Below are 17,272 nucleotides of genomic sequence, written 5' to 3' on the forward strand. Positions count from 1 at the left end.
ACATCAGCAGGTATAATGTAGTGGGGGTTTTGTCGCTCTTTGCCGTTTGACCGACGGCGCGTTTACTACTTACGGCATTGCTGTAGCAGCGGTTCGATCTGCGGCCATAGCTTGGGTCTTTCGTTAAAAGTGACAGAAACTTCACGCTCGGCCCGCCTTCTTTTGATCCTGGTACAAGAAATCACGGACGTGCCGCTTTTTACTGGGTTCTGGGGAAGAAGAAGCGCGCTTCGTTCCCCTAAGCGCTTAATAGCTTCAGCTTTCCCGAACCGCAACGTATCCAATATGGTTAGTGCCTGAGGCGGCTCTAGTACATCAAGCGTGACCCAAAGAATCTGTTTGTCGTCGTACTTGCGCCACTCCATTTCGCGAACTTCATCCAAAACAATTGTCGTAATTTTCCAGTTTGGCTGTGTGTCATAGTCACATGTATCGCGCAGGTGCGTCTTGATCTGCAGCGTGCAGCCGTTCAAGGTTACCGTCGTGCTGTGGTTGGATCACGTCATGGTATCGCGTATTTCAGCGAGCACGGCAGCGGTGTCGGCATTTGAGTGATCTGCATGGGCCAGGGGCGCGCAAAGCACGGCCCAGAGTGCTGCCCCTGTTACCAATTTCCCAAGCGGCGTTTTCATTTCGCGACTTCACGTGCCAAGGCACAGAACGCCTCAAGCGGAACCTGTTCGGCACGCTCTGTTGGTTTGATCCCGGCGGCAAGTAGGCGGTCTTCGATATCGGGGGCTATGCCCTTGAGTGCGGAGCGCAGCATTTTACGCCGCTGATTGAATGCAGTTGCGACAACGCGGGATAACACAGCGGCGTCCGCCTCAAACTTAGGCTTTGGCAGGGCCGTTAGATGCACCACAGCGCTGGAGACTTTGGGCGGGGGTGTGAAGGCTTCGGGCGGCAGGTTCATCACAATGCGTGCGTCGGCCCGCCACTGCGCGAGCAAAGCCAAACGCCCGTAAGCCTTGGAGCCGGGTTTGGCGACAATACGTTCCGCAACTTCGCGCTGAAACATCAGCGTCAGGCTTTGCCAGAACGGCGGCCAGTCAGGCGGGGTGAGCCAGCGCACCAACAATTCGGTCCCGATGTTATAGGGTAGATTGGCGGCCACGCGGATCGGTGGCGTCAAATGGGCGAGCGGGTTGATTTCAAGCGCATCGCCGTCGATCACGGTGAGCCGCCCTGGATAGGCGTCCGCTATTTGCGAGAGCGCGGGCAGACAGCGCCGGTCCTTTTCAATGGCAAGCACATGGCGCGCGCCCTCGGCCAATAAGCCGCGGGTCAACCCGCCGGGGCCGGGGCCGATTTCCAGCACATCGCAATCTGCCAGATCACCTGCTTGGCGCGCGATCTTAGCCGTCAGGTTCAGATCCAGCAGGAAGTTCTGGCCCATTGACTTGCGGGCCTGCAGGTCATGGTCGTCAAGGATCTGGCGCAAGGGGGGGAGATTATCGATCATTGGTTTGCTGCCATTCGGTGGGCCAAACGCATGGCTTGTATCATGCTTGATGGGTTTGCAATGCCGCGCCCGGCGATGTCAAAGGCGGTTCCATGGTCGGGCGAGGTGCGGATGAATGGCAGGCCCAACGTGACGTTCACACCAAGGTCAAAATCAAGGGTCTTGATCGGGATCAACGCCTGATCGTGGTACATACATATTGCGGCGTCATAGCGCGCACGGGCGGCTGCGTGAAACATCGTATCTGCGGGCAAGGGGCCTGTGAGGTCAAAGCCCTCGCCGCGCAACTCGTCCACCAGTCCGGCGATCCAGTCTACCTCTTGGTGTCCCATTGTGCCGCCTTCGCCCGCGTGGGGGTTCAGACCAGCGACAGCAAGGCGCGGTTTGGGAATGCCAAACTGGCGGCGCAGGCCTTCGTCGGTGATCTCAATGGTGCGGCGCAACAAAGCTGGCGTGAGCATGTTGGGGACGTCTGCAAGCGGGATGTGAATTGTTGTGGGCACCACGCGCAGTTGATCCGAGGCGAGCATCATCACCACTTCGCACTGTCCCGCCAACGCCGCAAGGTATTCGGTGTGGCCGGGGTAGGCAAAATCAGCGCCGTCTTTCAGAGCCTTTTTGTGGATCGGCGCAGTGCACAGGGCACAAGCCGCACCGCTGCGCACCAGAGCAACGGCCCGCGCGATCACATCGATGACACCAATGGCATTTGCAGGATCTGGCTGGCCCGGTGTGGCGCTTCCTGCAAAAGGATGGGCAAGCACCGGCAGCGCACGCGGCGTGACCTCAGCGGCCTGCGCTGGGTCGCTGATCACTTCATGGGGCACGTCACCGGGCAGGTGGCGCGGATCGCCCAACCACAACATCGGCATCTGGTCAGCCAAGGCTTCCCAAGCGCGCACGGCGATTTCGGGCCCGATGCCTGCAGGCTCCCCGCAGGTTAGGACAAGTGGTTTGGTCATTTGCGGACGATGCGCGCCTCGGCCCGCAGTTGGGCCAGCAGGCTGTCGGCGAAACCTGCTAGACGGCGTTGGCGAATTGCTTCAGCAACGTCTTCGCGGCTAACTTCGGAATTCCCCATGGCCGTGCGGCCGCATAGCATCAGGAACACAAGGGCTTGGCCGTCCGAGCGCGTGAGTGCGGTGGAGACTTCGCCAGGATCAAGTTTGCTGAGTTCAATGGCGAAATCCTGTGGTAGTTCGCCGGGTTTTTTCACCTCGCGGTCCAACACACTTTCGGCTTGACCCTTGGCAAAGGCATAAAGATCATCGCAGCGGTCGACCTGACCGCGCAAGTTTGAGGCCTGCTGCAGGGTCTGTTCGCTACGGCCGCCGGCCATGTAATAGGCGGCGTATTCGATGGTTGAATATTCGCGGGCAGGCGCGCTGGTTTCTTCAATCGCGCGCAACTGGAACAGGGCTACGGCATCAGGGATCGGCAACGGCGCGGTGACATCACCGGGGGAAAGCGACATGATCATGGGCTGCAAGGTTGGCGGCAATTGGTTGAGCGGGGTCCATTCAAGGCGTCCACCCTGTTCGCGCGAGGCAGTGGCGGAATACTCACGCGCATAAGCAGAGAACTGCTCCGCTGACGACGAGTCTGCAATTTGTTCGGCAATCGCATTTACCTCAGCGGCACGCTCAGGCGGCGCAGGGATGATGATTTCGGACAAAAGCACCCGGATTGCAGAGCTGCCGCCGTTCTGTTGCGCCAATGCGCGGTCGATTTCGGCTTCTGAGATTTCCACCCGCCGCCCATAGCGCCCACGGATGTAGTCGCGCCAAACAATTCCGTTGACGACGAAATCACGGAAGGTCTCTTCAGACACGCCGGCTTGGTTCAAGATGCCGATGAATTCTTCGCGGTCTAATTCTGCGCGGCCCGCAAATTCCTCTTGGGCAGCCAGAATTGATTCTTCGCTCAGGTCCAGGCCGGCCTCAGTGGTTTTTTCCGTGCGCAGCCGTTCATCGATCAATGAGTTGATGGTTGCCTCATCATCGCCATTTGGGGCGTTGAGCAGGGTCAAAAAGAGCTGGCGTTGCTGGACTTCAAAAAGCGTGATGCCGGCCCCATTTACCGTGGCCACAGGGGCAAAGAGGTTTTGTGCAACCGCAGCTGAGCCAGCAATAGCGGCGGTAAATGCGAGTGCGACCAGCGGCCGAGAGATCAGTTTGAACATGAGCGGGCGTATCTTTCTGTTCCAGAGCCGGCGGAGAACCCGCGCAAGCCGATGTTAAACCCGATATCGGTGGAGGGCTCAACACTTGATGAGGAGGTATTTCTGCGCTTTACCGTCAGATCAACAGTCACACATTCGTTTTTATAGCTTAGGCCCAGCTCAGCGGTGGAGGCACGACCAGATTCTGTGTCGTAGTGCCAGTCTGCGCTGGCTGTCCAGAATTGGTTGACCTTGAAATTTCCATCAAGTGTGAACTCGGAAACATTGCGATCGCGGTCCTCATCGGGATCGTTGCCCAGCCAAACATAGCTACCGCCGAGACGCCCCCGGCGAAAATCCCATTCGCCGCGCAACTCGGTTTTAGACATATTGAAGTCTTCGTTAAGCAGGCTGCGACCTGTCAAAGCCAGCCCGTTCAGCCCGGTGATCTGACCCGCAACCAAAAGGTCTGACGATGTCCCACGCAAGCCTGAGCTTTCGGTAAAGGCATCGTCGTACCGGTCGCGAAACACTTGCGCTACGGTCAGATGCGCGTCCCATCCAGTTGGGTCGAACCGCGACCAGTTGACCCCTAGCGCGCCAACAGAGCCGTGTTCGCGCCGATCAGGAGCCGGGAAGCGGGACATTGAGAGGATGTCGCCCTGGTCAAATTCAACCCGCGTGCTTTCTTCGTTGGGAATAGGTAGGCGTCCGCCGCCGGTCCAAGAAAATTGGGCGATGGGTTCGAGCACCTGCGCGCTGCCGCCCTTGCCTGCACGAGCCATCGGATAGCGCAGAGTAAATGCCGCAAAAGGGACCGCATCATATTGAGTTTGGCTGACGCTTGCGTCTTGGGAGATGTTAAAGATGTCAAACGCTGCGCCAAAACGCCAATCGGTTTGCAGACCCCCACGGTAGGTTGTTGTGTTGAGCCATTCAGCGCGGGCATTCAGCCGAGCAACATCGCGCCCATCCACAATGTCGTCCGCATCAGGCCCGTCAGTCGCAAGCGAGGACGTCCGGTAGTGGCTATGCGCTTCTAGCCCAAAGCGGAATTCTCCTCCGATGCTGACCGGAAACACCCGGCGTTCATATTCGCCGTCCAGCACAAGGGTTGGAATTGTGTCGTTATCCTCGTTGTCGCGCAGGGTTCGAAAATTGATGAGGCTGGCGCGGATGTATTCATCACGGCGCGCGCGGTCTACTGTCAGCTCTGATTTCAGCCGGTCGGCATCGGAGTAGTCGTAATCAATCAAATAGGCATCATCGCTGGTTGTTTCGATTTCAAACCGCAGGTTGAAGTCCGAAGGCAGGTCAAAAGCACCCGAGCCAAAGAAATACCCACGCGTTTTGCCGCGTTCAATTTCATCACGGGTCACCGCCGCATCAAATTGGATGTTTCCGTTGATGAATGCTTGCCGATAGCGGAATTCTAGCGTCTTGGTTTTGGCCGATACATAGGGTGTCAATGTCAGATCACGGTGTTCGCCGAGTGTTATGAAATAAGGGATTTTGACGCCGATCCCCAATTGGGACGTCGTGCGGACGGAGGGTGCTAGGATACCAGTCGCACGTTCCACAGTTGGGCCCGGCAGGCGCATGCGTGGCAGATAAAAGATCGGCACATTGCCCACACGGAACTGTGCATTCTCAAGATAAAGCTGGCGCTCAAGATCATCATGGATCACCCGGCGTGCGCGGATTTGCCAAAGCGGTGGGCGTCCATCGTCACAAACACGGCACGAGGTAATGGCCGTTTGGTAAAGCTGGCTATAGCGGCCATCCACGCGGTCAATTTGCGTCGCGGCCAATTGCAGGCGCTCGTCTAACACCAATCTAGCGCCGCGCAGTATCCCATTGCGCAAATCGGCGTCCAGCGATGCTGCATCTGCGATGATGACGGTCCTGGTACCTTCCGTCAGGATGATCGGGCCCTCGATGGTCATAGCGCCGGTGGCCTGATCGTAGCGGATTGACGTGGCGCGCAGACGGGTGTCGCCCTGAAAGGCCTCGACGTTGCCGGATGCGACCAGCACGCGGTCTGGGGTGATAAACAGTTCATCCGCAACCAAGACCGCCGAAGGGGACGTTTCTTGAGCAGCCAGGCGCAGCGGGGCCAAAAGCACTAACATAACAGCAAGGAGGCGAAGCATGTCAGCCATCCTCCGCATGTAAAAGGAGGCCAAGCGCCAACAACACGGATGCAACAGGTGGGGCCCAAGCGGCCAGCAAAATCGGAATTTGCCCGTTCTCGCCAAGAATCTGCGCAAAGCTGCGGATGAAATACAAACCAAACCCTAAAAGAACGGCGCAAAGGACGGCAACGCCAGTCCCTCCGAACCGGGTGTGGCGCATGGTGAATGCGCTCGCGACAAGAACCATAGCCATCAAAAACAGAGGGCGCGCCAATTCAGTTTGCAGCCAAACCTTATGACGGCGTGGGCTGAAGCCGGATTGCTCGAGCTGGCGGATATAACTTGGCAGTTCGTAGATCGAGATCGCGGCCGGCTTGCCAAAGCTATCGCGAATACTGTCGAGCGTCAGGCTGGAGGGGATGATGAGATGGTCAAAGACCTCTGCGTTGCCTTCTGAGTTGATGCCCGCGCGCAAGGGCCAGGATTTTGCGCTGCTCAGAAACCAGCCATCGTCTTGTAAGGCTGCACTTTCCGCCTCGATCCGGCGGATTGGTCCGCCGTCTGGGGCGTAAGAAATAAAAGTCACATCATAAAGCTCGGACGCATCTGCGTTGGAACGCCATGCGCGGATCACTGTCTGGCCCTCAGCACTTCCCTGGCGCAGCCACAGCCCTTCGTCGCTGATCGACAAGGCCGAAGCCCCATCAGAACGGTAAATCTCAGAAAGCTGGGTATAGCGTTTCGATGTGGCGGCAACGATCGGGTTAAATGTGGTAACGGCCAATCCGCCAATGACCAACGCCACGCATAATGGTGCCATCAACGCAGCTAAGGCCGAGCGTCCAGCCGCCCTTGTCACCACCAGTTCGGATGTCCGTGCCAGCGAGAGGAAAAGCATGACGGTGGCAAGGATCATGATCAACGGCAGGATCAAGTTGAGCGTTTGCGGTGCATTCAGCATTGTTAGGCCAAAAATACGCCCAAATCCAATGTCATAGTCTGAAAAACGACGGGTTTGGTCGATCAAATCCACAAGGACCACGAGTGCGAGCAAAACCGTCGTGATCAGCAAAAAGCCGAGGGTGAATCGCCGCGCGAAATAGAAATGCAGGGTCATGGCGTGGCCTTCTGCCGACGCAAGCTTGCGCGCCAGCCGGGATTGGACGCGTAGGCCAGCATTGCGATCACCAGCACCGTACCGATCAATACAGGCAGGTACATCAATGGCCACATATCCGCATCGCTGCGCACCTTATCGACAAGCGTGCCGCGCAACCCGTCGATGGCGATTAATAGGCCAAACGCGATGGCGACCTCCCGCCAGACGCCAAATCGCGAGTATCCGCCCACCAGCAGGGTAGAGAACCCGACCAAGGCCGCTACGATGCAAAACAGCGGTTGGGCAAAACGGGCGTGTACTTCTTCGGCGATGGTGCCGTTGGTTTCATTTGCCAGCACTGCCAGCGCATCCCAACCGCCGATCAGCGACGGCGTGATCATGTTGCCAATGCGGACTTCTTTAATGCTTTCGCGGCTGACAAGACCGGAGATGTCGAAGGAAAAATCTTGAAACTTTGCTGTGGCAAGGCGCTTGCCTTCAGTTTGGAGCCGCTGAGCGAGGCCGTCGACCATGATCAACGTCGTCCCTTCGCCATTGCGGATCAGGTACGCTTCGGCCGCAGTATAAATCACACCTTCGTTGGGGTCGCGCCGGTCAGACAGAAAGACATCGCGCAGGACGCCGTCCTTGCCGATGATGCGTGTGTAAAAGGTGACTTGATCGGTTGGATGCAAAAACGTGCCTTCCGTCAACAGCCGCGCTGATACGTTTTGGGCGATCTCGCCTTCGCGCTCGTTCAGCTGGCCTTGCGCCAATGGCACCAGAAAATGGCTCAGGACGGACATCATCACAGCGACACAGAGGCCATATGCAAAAACCGGGCGAGCCAAGCGCCAGGGTCCCGTGCCAGTTGCCTGCAAGACAGTTAGTTCAGATTCGCTCGACATCCGGTTGGTCACGTAAACCGCGCCTGCAAATGTCGCGATGGGAAGGACGGTTGTGATCAGTCGCGGCATGCCGAGGGCCGTAAACTCAAGGAAAACAAGGGCAGTTTGGCCATCACCGATCAGCCGGTCAAACAACACCACAGCTCGATTGATCCAAAAAATGGCCACCAGAACAAGCGCAAAAAATCCAAACAGGACCAGGAGTTGCGACAGCATATAGCGGTCGATTTTGGCCACACGATATCCTCTCGGTCTGCTCTAACGGCGTTTAATAGGCAGGTTAGCGTAAAATTGCGGGTCATAAAACTGATATCTGCTGCTCGGTTCTGGCAATGGCGGGCATGGCGCGCTAGGTCTGTGCAGGATCCGCAGCGAAAGGCTTTTTAGATGACCCACCTGACCCCGATTTCCTTTGATGCCACAGACATTGACCAAATTGCAGAACATGCCGGCCGTGTGGCCGTAATTGTGGACGCCGAAGGCAAGCTCGATCCCGGGGCGCGCAGGGTCAACAAGCTGACCAAGGGCGCGCTGAAACGGCTGGTCGAAGGGGTAGCGTTTGGCAAATTGAAGGCTGGCGGGCACATAAGCCTGTCCTATCCGACGGGTATGGCCGCAGATGCCGTCGATGTGATCCGGCTGTCGCGCGGCGATGACGTGACGACCGCACGGGCCGGTGGCGCTGCGTTGGCGCGGGTACGTGGCGGGGCGGATATACTGGTCATGGCAGGGGGATTTCGGCGTTCGGCACAGATCGCGTACGGGATCGCGATGCGCGACTACGGCTTTGATGATCACAAGACCGGTGCAGCAGAGCGCAAGGGCACGGTTAGCATTATGGTGTCAAAGCCAGATGAAGTGGCGGCGGCAGCTGTGCCGTTGATGGCGGTGGCCGAGGGAGCGTTTATGACGCGTGATTTGACCAATGAGCCTGCGAATGTGTTGACGACGACCGAATTCGCGGATCGTCTGAAAGAGATGGAAAAGCTTGGCCTAAAGGTCGAGGTTTTGGATGAAGAAGCCCTCACAAAGCTCGGAATGAACACGCTTTTGTGTGTGGGGCAGGGATCTGACAGCCCGAGCTATGTCGTTGCGATGCGCTGGGATGGCGGCAAAAAGGGCGACGCCCCGCTGGCGTTGGTCGGCAAGGGTGTGGTGTTCGACACTGGCGGCATCAGCCTCAAACCCGGTGCGGGCATGGAAGGCATGACAATGGACATGGGCGGTGCTGCCGTTGTGTCCGGCGTGATGCGCACACTGGCGCTGCGAAAGGCCAAGGCGAATGTGGTCGGGATTGTTGGGATCGTGGAAAACATGCCTTCTGGCAACGCTGTGCGGCCCGGTGACGTGATCCACTCGATGAAGGGCGATACGGTCGAGATCATCAACACTGACGCTGAAGGGCGTTTGGTGCTGTGTGATGTGATGTGGCACACGCAGGAGAAATATAAGCCTGCTGCGATGATTGATCTGGCAACACTCACGGGTGCGATCATTGTCGGATTGGGCCATGAAAATGCAGGCGTCTTTTCCAATGATGACGCGCTGTGCAAGGCGTTCCTGAAATCAGCGGCGTCTGAGGGCGAAGGCGCGTGGCGCATGCCGCTGGGTCAGGCCTATGATGATATGTTGAAAAGCCGCATCGCGGATATGAAAAATATCGGCGGGCGGGCTGCAGGGTCAGTCACTGCTGCACAATTCCTCAAGCGTTTTGTCAAAGACGAAACCCCTTGGATCCATCTGGATATCGCGGGTGTGGCGTCGGTTAAATCGGAAACGGCGCTGGCCCCTAAGGGCGCAACGGGTTGGGGTGTGGCTTCTCTTAACCGATTGGTCGCGGACATGTTTGAAGCGGAGTAAGAGCAGATGGGTGCTGCTTATTTCTACCACCTGACGCAGCGGCCTTTGGCCGATACGCTGCGGATGTTGTTGGATAAATCGCTGGCCAATGGCTGGCGCGTTGCTGTGCGCGGCACGGATGCGGCAGGGTTGGAGGCGTTGGATCAAGCGCTTTGGCTGGGACCACCCGACAGCTTTTTGCCGCATGGCATGGCTGGCGGGCAATCTGACGTGGACCAACCCGTGCTGCTTGGGACCGGCACCGACGTTCTGAATGGTGCCGTGTGCGTCATGGCGGTGCAGGGTGCCGAAGTGACGGCCCAAGAAATCGTGTCGTTGGAGCGTGTCTGTATTCTTTTTGACGGCCATGATGAGGCGGCGCTTGCGCGGGCGCGTGTTCAGTGGAAGTCGCTGACCGGAGCAGGGGCTTCGGCGCAATATTGGTCTGAAGAAAGTGGCCGTTGGGAAAAAAAGGCCGAGGCCTAGCGCGTCAGGATCATCTCGCCGTTGGCGATTTCAATCCGACCCCAGCGTTGCAAATAACCCATGCCCAAAAGCGATCCGCTCATCTCGCCTTCGTTCACCACCGCCGCAACATTTGTATCGGTGATGCCGCCAAGGCGCACAGTATCAAGGCGGATGGGTGCGGTGCGCACTTCGCCGTTGGCAGTATTGGCGCGGCCTAGATAATTTAAACCTTGCGGGTCAATCCCTGCGGCACGCGCGTCTTTTTGGGTCAGGACCATCTGCGTGGCACCAGTGTCGACAACAAAGCGCACCGGCTGGTTGTTGAGATCGAGGGTCAGGTAATAATGCCCGTCAAGTTGGCGCGGCACGGCGATCTGACCGGTGCCAATCTGCACGATTTGGTTGCGCATACTTGAGCGTTGGATATCGTTCCACAGCCCATAACCTGCGACCACACCAAGGAATAGAAATCCCCAGATCATTGCCTGCTGCAAGGTTTTTCCAATACTCTCACGACCTTGGACTAGGAACCAGCCACCGACGCAAACGCCCAGAAGAACAAGATAAATCAGGCGGGCTGTATCATCTCCGGTCATGGCGGCTCCTTTCTTGCTATCACTAAGATAGGGACGGGATGCTGCTATACAACAGGTGTAACAAATCCGAATTCGGCTAGGCCATCGAGCACGAATTGCACAGACAGGGCTGCCAGCAGCATGCCTAGAACCCGGGTTGTCACGTTGATCGCCACCTTGCCCATCGCACGCTCCAGTCCGCTGGACAGGAGCAACATGACGTACATGATCAGCAAAATCACGGCGGTGATGCCAAGGATAGAAACCAGCCCTTCGCCGCCCGGCTTTTCGCCAACCAACAGAATAACCGACGCAATGGCACCGGGACCTGCAACCAGCGGAATCGCTATGGGAAAGACGGACGGATCATCGTGTTCAGAGTCTGTGACCTCAGAGCTGTCTTCGCGCCGTTTGGTGCGCCGCTCAAACAGCATGTCCATCGCTGTGAGGAACAGCAAAACGCCCCCCGCGACGCGAAATGCGGCCATGGAGATACCCACAAAATCGAGCACAGCCTTGCCGAAAAAGGCGAATATCGCGAGAATAAGCCCCGCCACGAGAACGGCACGCAAAGCGATGCGCGCGCGCTGTTCGCTATCCATGCCAGGCGTAAGGGCGAGGAATATGGGCGCAATCGCCACAGGATCGATCACCACCAATAGCGTCACGAAAGCCGTGATCATATAGGCGGTGTCCAAGATCATGCCTGTGCTTTCTCCAGTTTTTCGAGGCTCGCCATCCACATCGTTTCAGCGCGGTCCAACGCGGTCATGACTTCAGCGTATTTCTTGTTCCAGACCTCAAGCTCACCCACTTTGTCCTTTTCGTAAAGGGCAGGGTCGGCAAGTTTCTTGGCCAGCTTGTCGCGCATGTCGTTAATCTTGGCCACCCGGGCCTCGCCTGTTCGAACTTCAGAGCGCAGCGCTAGGACGTCCTCGCGGCTGGCGCGTTTGGCTTTTGGAGCCTCAACGTTTTTAACAGGGTTCTTAGAGTTATTCTTTGATCCGAGCTTTTCTGGGGTCAGCAGCATCTTGCGGTATGCTTCAAGATCGTCGTCATAAGGTTTGACCGTGCCATCGGTGACAAGCCAAAGACGGTCCGCGACCATCGACAGCAAATGCATGTCGTGGCTGACCAGAATAACAGCGCCGGAATAGCGGGTAAGCGCCTCGACCAAAGCTTCGCGCGATTCGATATCAAGGTGGTTGGTCGGCTCATCGAGGATCAGCAAATGCGGCGCATCAAGAGTGGCCAACAGCAACGACAATCGCGCCTTTTGACCGCCCGACAGACGACCCACTTGGGTTTCTGCCTGATCGGGACCAAGGCCGAACCCAGCCATTTGGGCACGCAACTTGGAGTGCAGCACACCGGGGCGTGCTGAGATCAAGTGTTGTAGCGGTGTCTCGTTGACATGCAGCTCTTCGACCTGATGCTGGGCAAAGAACCCGATGCGCAGTTTCGAGGATTGGATTGCCTTGCCGTCCATCAGCACAAGGCGGTTAGACAGCAGTTTTGCCAGCGTCGATTTGCCCTGGCCGTTTTTGCCCAAAAGCGCGATGCGGTCGTCTTGGTCGATGCGCAGGTCAAGACGCGAAAGGACAGGGTTGCCAGGCGTATACCCAACAGAACCGCCTTCTATGGCGATGATGGGGGGCGACAGCTCGTCTGGCTGCGGGAACGTGAACACCTTGCGCGCGGCTTCTTCAGGCGGCGTGATCATGTCCATCTTCTCAATCATCTTGAGACGGGACTGGGCCTGCTTGGCTTTGGAGGCCTTCGCTTTGAAGCGGTCCACAAACGATTGCATGTGGTCTTTGCGGGCCTGTTGTTTTTTGGCCATGGCGGACAGCACGGCGCGGCGTTCGGCGCGCTGGCGGGCAAACTGATCGTAAGGGCCCGAATAATAAGTCAATTTGCGCTCTTCGACGTGCAAGATGGCACCGACGGCGCGGTTCAGCAGACCACGGTCGTGGCTGATGATGATAACCGTATGAGGGTATTTCGCCAGATAGCTTTCCAGCCACAGCGCCCCTTCGAGGTCGAGATAGTTGGTCGGTTCATCAAGTAGCAGCAGATCAGGTTGCGCGAACAACACGCCAGCAAGGGCCACGCGCATCCGCCAGCCACCTGAGAACGAAGAACACGGCATCTGTTGTTCGGCATGTTCAAAGCCCAGACCCTTAAGGATCGAAGCGGCGCGCCCTTCGGCAGACCATGCATCGATGTCGGCAAGACGGGTCTGCACTTCGGCGATGCGGGCAGGGTCGGTTGCTGTCTCGGATTCCGCAAGCAAGCTTGCGCGTTCGGTATCAGCGGCAAGCACCGTATTGAGCAGCGACACCTCTGAGGACGGCACCTCTTGGGCCACGCCGCCAATCTTGGCGCGCGATGGCAAGGAAAAGCTGCCGCCGTCTAGGCCCAGCTCTCCGCGGATGATGCGAAACAGCGTGGTTTTACCCGCACCATTTCGGCCCACAAGCCCCACTTTATGGCCATCTGGGATGACGGCGCTGGCTTCTTCGAACAAGGGGCGACCCTCGACGGAATAGTTGATCTCTGAAATGCGTAACATGGGCGCGGTGTGGACCAAGCGCCCGCCCGCGTCAATCGCAGCTTTTCATGGGCTGGGCACCATGCTAGGGAGCGGCCAAATTAACACCCATAGGAGCAAGCCACATGGCCCTTGAGCGCACTTTTTCGATTGTTAAACCCGATGCCACACGTCGTAACCTGACCGGTAAAATCAATGCAAAATTTGAAGACGCAGGTCTGCGCATCGTTGCACAAAAGCGTATCCACATGACCAAGGCGCAAGCCGGCGTGTTTTACGCGGTGCATTCTGAGCGTCCTTTTTATGACGAATTGTGCGAATTCATGGCCTCCGCGCCAGTGGTTGTTCAGGTTCTCGAAGGCGAGAACGCGATTTCCAAAAACCGCGAAGTGATGGGCGCCACGAACCCAGCAGACGCCGCACCTGGCACAGTACGTGCGGATTTCGCAGAATCTATGGGCGAAAATTCGGTCCACGGTTCAGACGCGCCAGAAACAGCAGCGATCGAAATCGCGTATTTCTTTTCTGGCCTTGAGCTGGTTGGCTAAGCCACGCAGTTAGGTTTTATGGAATAGGGCGGCCTTCTGGCTGCCCTTTTTCGTTTGTGACGACCGCAATGGGCGCGCTACCTGACGTGTTGGAGGTAATTGCGCCCCGGCTGACATCATGAGAGTTGCGGAATGGGAGCCGATGTCCCTCGAGGTTCGAATGTAAACGCGCTCTTAGGTGTTGCGAACGCCGATCAAGTTCATCATCCGTTCAAATTCTGACGATCCCTTGTCAAAATGCCCAGCCTTTAAAGCATCAAAGCGTTTGCGCAGGGCGATTTTTTCCGCGCCCTTGCAATCGTTCCAGGGCCGCCCCTGAAGCGCCATGACCAAGACGTAATACCCGATGAAATGCGGTTTGGTGCCGGTGCTCAAAAGTTTGGCATAGGTGGCATCTGCACCAAGTTCGCGCAGGGTTTCTGCGTCGGGGATGCCCGCGTTGATGCAAGCCTCCTCCATCATGGGACCGAGGTTGCGAATAGATGAAATCGTAGTCGCCATTCGCTAAGTTTAAGCGATCACGTACCCGGTGTCACGGATCACAAACTGGCATAGTCGGTTATTTTTGGCTCCTGCGGGGGATGGTCTTTTGAGGCAGTATTTGCAGTTTGGGCGGACAATTTTTGGTCTGGCATTGGCGTTGGTACTTTGGGTTCTGGATCTGACATACACGCATTCCACTCTTTACTATTTCGCGACAACATAGGCCTGCCGCAGGTATAAGCTGCGCTTTGATCCTGCCGGCGGTAGGGCGACATTAAGGTATTGTTTGGAAATAATGTGCCGACTGCGCTGCCGCGCGGTTGAGCAAAAGGTCACCCCATTATGCGCGGAATAGGGATACTCGACGCGAAACACCTGATTGTCGTTTGACCTTGATCTGACTACACTTGCCAAAGCTTAATCGAGCACACGCAACGACGCGTAAAACTCTGGTCACAACGAAAGAGTAACATGCAATCTGTTGAATTTCCGCCGCGCAGCCTTTTTGGGCCTGTCCGATTTCGTGCACTTGGTTGGCCCGTGGCACTCTCGCTTTTCTTGGTAGGATGCGGTGAAGGGTCATATAACGAGATCGAACTGATGCCGTCGCCGGCCGTCTATGCGCAGACCGGGTTCACTCCATTTTTGGCGGCAGACGCCGCGGCGCTGTCTGCCCGCTCAAAGCTCTTTTACGTAACAGACCGCGAGACCGCTGGTCCGGAGGACAAGCAGTCGCATTATACAAACCAGCGCGGTCAACTCTCGCGTGCGGGGTATGCCGAGGTTGAATTGTCGCCAACGGTGGGCAGCTGGCAGCAATTTGTCGATATTACGCTGCAAGGTGATCGCGACCGGAAATATCTGCTGAATGTAGTAGGGGTAACCGAGATAGGCGTGCTGCCCTACAGCGTCGCGGATTTGTACGAAACTCCCCCGAGTGATGCTGAAATGGAGGCCGCAGGCAAGGGATTTGCCAGTGAAATTGATGCTCAACTGGCTTTGTCGAAAAACAAAGACGTCCATATTTATATTCACGGGTACAACGTTGATTTTGAGTATTCGACACTTGTTGGCAGAGAGTTGGAGCATTTTCTTGGATATCAGGGCGCTTTCATTACCTATAATTGGGCGGCGACACCCAACAGATTTGCGTATTTCAAAGATCAAGAAACGGCGTCTGCAACCCGGCGCAATCTAAGGTCTTTGATTGAGTTCTTGTCTGAGAATACCAATGCCGACCACATTAACCTCATTGGATATAGCGCTGGATCGCGTTTGGCGTTTGAAGTGACATATCAAATTGCACTTCTGAACCGAGAGGGTTCAGGGCCGCGGCTGGGGGATGTTATCTTGATCAGCAGTGATTTGGACCGCAGTTACTTTGGACATGCCTTGGCAGACGGTATCTTGGAGGCCGTCGATCAGCTGTCGGTGTACACGTCGGGCACAGATTCAGCGTTGGGGGTTTCGAGCCTCGTGTTTGGTCGCGACCGGCTTGGACAGAGTTGGGACAAAGACGGCGATGATGTCTGGCCAGCGCTGGAGGCCAAGCTGGCCAGTTTGGACAAGCTTGAAATCATAGATGTGACGGATGCCGAAGAATCCTCCGCTGGAAATGGTCACTCCTTCTTTCGTACGTCCCCGTGGGCGAGCAGTGATATTTTCATGTCCTTGTTGACGCGGTTCACCGCACAAGAACGTGGATTGGTGCGATCTGAGGGTAAATCAGTGTGGACCTTCCCGCCAGATTATCCTCAGCGTTTGGTCAGCATCACTGCAAAATAATTGGCTGCGGGAGGGCTGAAGCTGGGTTCGCAGCGGGCTGTTTAGACCTACGGGTCTTGCGCTGCCCTAGCCGGGTGGGCTTAGAGGTGCCTTCAATGCTGTCGAGCGTAGCAATGCAGGAGCACGAGGTGCTTGAAGTAGCCATCGATCCTGCGAGTTGCGCGGTCGCCATCAGGTTGAAACGGCAGGCGTTTTTGCAAAAATTTGATAATGACCAAACCGGTAGACTGCTTGGACAGCCTGAAAGCCGTCAAATCGAAATCCGGTGTTCCTGAAAACTTAGCACTGACTATTGCGGCCAGCCTTATTCGTTATGCTGACAGACAGCTGATAGAGGAAAAGCAGGCCCGCTAGGGGGAGAAAGTGGTCATCCCCCTTCCGCTTTCTGGCTTGGCAATAAGGGGACAAGCCAGCTTTAAGCGGGAGGGATCGCGATTGGCATTCACTAGCCCTTTTCCGATTATGCAGCACGCCGCTCTTCGAAATGGCGCATTCTGGCTGTTTTGAACATCGGTTGTGTCTTCATTTTCTCGCGCATGGTTTGAAGATTAAGTACTTGGCCTGAGCCTTCGTTAACCTGCTTTTTGATGCGAAGGTTTTCGAGGGCTACGATACGATTACGGCGTGCGGTTTCCAAAAGCGAAATGTTCATTGATTTCTCCTAACGAACGGTGGTTGTGAGTGGGAAGGATCAGGCGGCGTTACCGGGGCAAGCCAGCACGGAAGTGATGAAGAACACACCATTCGGCGTACGCAGCGCTTGAGGCCTTTTCTTCCAATCAGTGAGAGACACGACATTGTTGGAGAACCGCTTAATAATCGCACAATTTCGGCTACTGGTACACTTCTTGAAAGAGATCACGTTGTTCATTTTACTTCCTAACTTGCAGCAGGCGTTTACGCCTTGTTTTTTTTAGTGCAACCATCCCATAGGTCGCATTCGTCCCTCGGAGCTGTAGGCAATCATAGGAGAGCCTACGGAGCGCCAAATCTTAACCATCCTTTAACTGCTAAGAGTGATGGTGAGCGGGCCGGCTGGTTAGTGTGTCTCCCTTTGGTTCTTGGGAGAACTTGGCCGTTCCTTCTCACCTAAGCAGGTATCGAATACCTACTCATGATTGAGCTCAACTCTGACGGGAATCGTTCTTTTTTAAGTCGAAAATTTGTTGAATCACATTTCTGACACTGGATTGTCGCCAAAACTGCCAATTAATAACGCTGCAGCGTCAAGGTCTGCCAAGATTGGAAACAATCC

The 17,272-nt window shown here is 56.3% G+C and carries 18 protein-coding genes; 5 read left to right on the forward strand and 13 right to left on the reverse strand.

Annotated elements, in window-relative coordinates:
- Positions 1–65: 65 nt before the first annotated feature.
- The 8 genes from C1J03_RS09545 to lptF are packed head-to-tail and all read right to left on the reverse strand — an operon-like array spanning position 66 to position 8,002.
- Positions 66–473 (reverse strand): hypothetical protein, encoded by a 408-nt coding sequence (locus tag C1J03_RS09545; RefSeq protein ID WP_162798486.1) that lies wholly within the window; start codon positions 471–473, stop codon positions 66–68.
- A gap of 24 nt (positions 474–497) precedes the next feature.
- Positions 498–632 carry a hypothetical protein gene (locus C1J03_RS25950; protein WP_302661620.1) on the reverse strand — a complete coding sequence of 45 codons (135 nt, stop codon included), beginning with the start codon at positions 630–632 and terminating at the stop codon, positions 498–500.
- Positions 629–1,462: a 16S rRNA (adenine(1518)-N(6)/adenine(1519)-N(6))-dimethyltransferase RsmA gene (gene rsmA / locus C1J03_RS09550; protein WP_114885943.1), complete on the reverse strand. Its 834-nt coding sequence runs from the start codon at positions 1,460–1,462 to the stop codon at positions 629–631. The genes C1J03_RS25950 and rsmA overlap by 4 nt, the downstream gene beginning before the upstream one ends.
- Complete coding sequence (gene pdxA / locus C1J03_RS09555; protein ID WP_114885945.1) at positions 1,459–2,424, reverse strand: 4-hydroxythreonine-4-phosphate dehydrogenase PdxA; 966 nt, start codon at positions 2,422–2,424, stop codon at positions 1,459–1,461. Before pdxA ends, rsmA begins: the two co-directional genes overlap by 4 nt.
- Positions 2,421–3,644: a peptidylprolyl isomerase gene (locus C1J03_RS09560; protein WP_114885947.1), complete on the reverse strand. Its 1,224-nt coding sequence runs from the start codon at positions 3,642–3,644 to the stop codon at positions 2,421–2,423. Before C1J03_RS09560 ends, pdxA begins: the two co-directional genes overlap by 4 nt.
- Complete coding sequence (locus tag C1J03_RS09565) at positions 3,632–5,776, reverse strand: LPS-assembly protein LptD (RefSeq protein WP_254694233.1); 2,145 nt, start codon at positions 5,774–5,776, stop codon at positions 3,632–3,634. The genes C1J03_RS09560 and C1J03_RS09565 overlap by 13 nt, the downstream gene beginning before the upstream one ends.
- Before the next feature lies 1 nt (position 5,777).
- The gene (gene lptG, locus C1J03_RS09570; RefSeq protein WP_114885951.1) at positions 5,778–6,875 is read right to left on the reverse strand and encodes an LPS export ABC transporter permease LptG; all 1,098 of its coding nucleotides are present in this window, start codon (positions 6,873–6,875) and stop codon (positions 5,778–5,780) included.
- The gene (gene lptF, locus C1J03_RS09575; protein WP_114885953.1) at positions 6,872–8,002 is read right to left on the reverse strand and encodes an LPS export ABC transporter permease LptF; all 1,131 of its coding nucleotides are present in this window, start codon (positions 8,000–8,002) and stop codon (positions 6,872–6,874) included. The genes lptG and lptF overlap by 4 nt, the downstream gene beginning before the upstream one ends.
- Positions 8,003–8,152: 150 nt before the next feature.
- Here lptF and C1J03_RS09580 point away from each other — a divergent pair, with 150 nt between their 5' ends.
- Together C1J03_RS09580 and C1J03_RS09585 are read left to right on the forward strand one after the other, a co-directional pair.
- Positions 8,153–9,625: a leucyl aminopeptidase gene (locus C1J03_RS09580; RefSeq protein ID WP_114885955.1), complete on the forward strand. Its 1,473-nt coding sequence runs from the start codon at positions 8,153–8,155 to the stop codon at positions 9,623–9,625.
- 6 nt (positions 9,626–9,631) lie between these two features.
- Entirely contained in the window at positions 9,632–10,090 is a 459-nt protein-coding gene (locus C1J03_RS09585) for a DNA polymerase III subunit chi (protein ID WP_114885957.1), read from the forward strand.
- On the opposite strand, the gene C1J03_RS09590 is transcribed toward C1J03_RS09585, so the two are convergent.
- From C1J03_RS09590 to C1J03_RS09600, 3 genes are read right to left on the reverse strand one after another with little or no spacing between them, the layout of a single operon-like run.
- Entirely contained in the window at positions 10,087–10,668 is a 582-nt protein-coding gene (locus C1J03_RS09590) for a retropepsin-like aspartic protease family protein (RefSeq protein WP_114885965.1), read from the reverse strand. The two genes, C1J03_RS09585 and C1J03_RS09590, sit on opposite strands and share 4 nt — an antisense overlap.
- 44 nt (positions 10,669–10,712) lie before the next feature.
- A complete protein-coding gene (locus tag C1J03_RS09595) occupies positions 10,713–11,351 on the reverse strand; it encodes a MarC family protein (protein WP_174234455.1) in 639 nt (212 codons plus the stop codon).
- Positions 11,348–13,222, reverse strand: coding sequence for an ABC-F family ATP-binding cassette domain-containing protein (locus C1J03_RS09600; RefSeq protein WP_174234456.1), 1,875 nt, complete (start codon positions 13,220–13,222; stop codon positions 11,348–11,350). The genes C1J03_RS09595 and C1J03_RS09600 overlap by 4 nt, the downstream gene beginning before the upstream one ends.
- A 104-nt stretch (positions 13,223–13,326) precedes the next feature.
- On the opposite strand from C1J03_RS09600, the gene ndk reads away from it, so the two are divergent.
- Positions 13,327–13,749 carry a nucleoside-diphosphate kinase gene (ndk, locus tag C1J03_RS09605; protein WP_114885969.1) on the forward strand — a complete coding sequence of 141 codons (423 nt, stop codon included), beginning with the start codon at positions 13,327–13,329 and terminating at the stop codon, positions 13,747–13,749.
- Between the two features lie 174 nt (positions 13,750–13,923).
- Here ndk and C1J03_RS09610 read toward each other — a convergent pair whose 3' ends face one another.
- Positions 13,924–14,250 carry a TfoX/Sxy family protein gene (locus C1J03_RS09610; RefSeq protein ID WP_114885972.1) on the reverse strand — a complete coding sequence of 109 codons (327 nt, stop codon included), beginning with the start codon at positions 14,248–14,250 and terminating at the stop codon, positions 13,924–13,926.
- A 453-nt stretch (positions 14,251–14,703) separates the two neighbouring features.
- Here C1J03_RS09610 and C1J03_RS09615 point away from each other — a divergent pair, with 453 nt between their 5' ends.
- Together C1J03_RS09615 and C1J03_RS25600 are read left to right on the forward strand one after the other, a co-directional pair.
- Entirely contained in the window at positions 14,704–16,017 is a 1,314-nt protein-coding gene (locus tag C1J03_RS09615; RefSeq protein WP_114885974.1) for an alpha/beta hydrolase, read from the forward strand.
- 210 nt (positions 16,018–16,227) lie between these two features.
- Positions 16,228–16,371 (forward strand): hypothetical protein, encoded by a 144-nt coding sequence (locus C1J03_RS25600; protein ID WP_216825908.1) that lies wholly within the window; start codon positions 16,228–16,230, stop codon positions 16,369–16,371.
- 106 nt (positions 16,372–16,477) lie between these two features.
- Here the strand turns inward: C1J03_RS25600 and C1J03_RS09625 are convergent, their stop codons facing one another.
- A complete protein-coding gene (locus tag C1J03_RS09625; protein WP_114885978.1) occupies positions 16,478–16,669 on the reverse strand; it encodes a hypothetical protein in 192 nt (63 codons plus the stop codon).
- Positions 16,670–17,272 lie beyond the last annotated feature (603 nt).

The organism is Sulfitobacter sp. SK012 (assembly GCF_003352085.1).
In the GTDB taxonomy this organism is placed as follows: domain Bacteria; phylum Pseudomonadota; class Alphaproteobacteria; order Rhodobacterales; family Rhodobacteraceae; genus Sulfitobacter.